General features: G+C 54.9%; 1 rRNA gene (running past one end of the window). It reads left to right on the top strand.

The window, feature by feature from the left end:
- Window positions 1-1991: ribosomal RNA gene (locus tag K4A83_RS22000) — 23S ribosomal RNA — on the top strand; its annotated part reaches 630 nt to the left of the window's first position; the annotation flags it as partial.

Raw genomic sequence — 1991 nt, 5'->3', positions numbered from 1 at the left:
GAATAGGGGAGGCGTAGGGAAACCGAGTCTTAACTGGGCGACCAGTCGCTGGAAATAGACCCGAAACCGGGCGATCTATCCATGAGCAGGTTGAAGGTTGAGTAACATCAACTGGAGGACCGAACCAGGATCTGTTGAAAAAGATTTGGATGACTTGTGGATCGGAGTGAAAGGCTAATCAAGCTCGGAGATAGCTGGTTCTCCTCGAAAGCTATTTAGGTAGCGCCTCACGTATCACCGCCGGGGGTAGAGCACTGTTTCGGCTAGGGGGTCATCCCGACTTACCAACCCGAGGCAAACTCCGAATACCGGTGAGTGCAAGCGTGGGAGACACACGGCGGGTGCTAACGTCCGTCGTGAAAAGGGAAACAACCCAGACCGTCAGCTAAGGTCCCGAAATCCTGGTTAAGTGGGAAACGATGTGGGAAGGCTCAGACAGCTAGGAGGTTGGCTTAGAAGCAGCCATCCTTTAAAGAAAGCGTAATAGCTCACTAGTCGAGTCGGCCTGCGCGGAAGATGTAACGGGGCTAAACCAGGTACCGAAGCTACGGGTTCACACTCAGGTGTGAGCGGTAGAGGAGCGTCGTGTAAGCCGATGAAGGTGGATTGAGAAGTCTGCTGGAGGTATCACGAGTGCGAATGCTGACATGAGTAACGACAAGGGGAGTGAAAAACTCCCCCGCCGGAAGACCAAGGGTTTCTGTTCGACGCTAATCGGAGCAGAGTGAGTCGGCCCCTAAGGCGAGGCCGAAAGGCGTAGTCGATGGGAAACGGGTCAATATTCCCGTACCTCACTGTATTGCGATGGGGGGACGAAGAAGGCTAGGTGGGCCAGGCGTTGGTTGTCCTGGTGAAAGCCCGTAGGCTGGGGATCTAGGCAAATCCGGATCCCTAAGGCCGAGAGGCGAGACGAAGGCACTACGGTGCCGAAGTCATCGATGCCACGCTTCCAGGAAAAGCCTCTAAGCTTCAGATACAGTGGGACCGTACCCCAAACCGACACAGGTGGTCAGGTAGAGAATACCAAGGCGCTTGAGAGAACTCGGGTGAAGGAACTAGGCAAAATGGTGCCGTAACTTCGGGAGAAGGCACGCCGGCGTAGGGTGAAGGCACTTGCTGCTGGAGCTCGAACCGGTCGAAGATACCAGGTGGCTGCAACTGTTTATTAAAAACACAGCACTCTGCAAACGCGCAAGCGGACGTATAGGGTGTGACGCCTGCCCGGTGCCGGAAGGTTAAGTGATGGTGTTAGCCCTCGGGCGAAGCTCTTGATCGAAGCCCCGGTAAACGGCGGCCGTAACTATAACGGTCCTAAGGTAGCGAAATTCCTTGTCGGGTAAGTTCCGACCTGCACGAATGGCGTAATGATGGCCACGCTGTCTCCACCCGAGACTCAGTGAAATTGAAATCGCAGTGAAGATGCTGTGTACCCGCGGCTAGACGGAAAGACCCCGTGAACCTTTACTATAGCTTCACACTGGACGCTGATGTTGCTTGTGTAGGATAGCTGGGAGGCTAGGAACCCCGGACGCCAGTTCGGGTGGAGCCAACCTTGAAATACCAGCCTGGCATCATTGGCGTTCTAACTCAGGTCCGTGATCCGGATCGAGGACAGTGTGTGGTGGGTAGTTTGACTGGGGCGGTCTCCTCCCAAAGAGTAACGGAGGAGCACGAAGGTACCCTCAGCACGGTCGGAAATCGTGCATTGAGTGCAAGAGCATAAGGGTGCTTAACTGCGAGACAGACACGTCGAGCAGGTACGAAAGTAGGTTCTAGTGATCCGGTGGTTCTGTATGGAAGGGCCATCGCTCAACGGATAAAAGGTACTCCGGGGATAACAGGCTGATACCGCCCAAGAGTTCACATCGACGGCGGTGTTTGGCACCTCGATGTCGGCTCATCACATCCTGGGGCTGAAGTCGGTCCCAAGGGTATGGCTGTTCGCCATTTAAAGTGGTACGCGAGCTGGGTTTAGAACGTCGTGAGACAGT

It is taken from the genome of Spirulina subsalsa FACHB-351 (assembly GCF_026130165.1).
In the GTDB taxonomy this organism is placed as follows: domain Bacteria; phylum Cyanobacteriota; class Cyanobacteriia; order Cyanobacteriales; family Spirulinaceae; genus Spirulina_A; species Spirulina_A subsalsa_A.
Note: the sequence above shows the minus strand (reverse complement) of the source record. Positions and strands in the feature narration are given on the sequence as shown.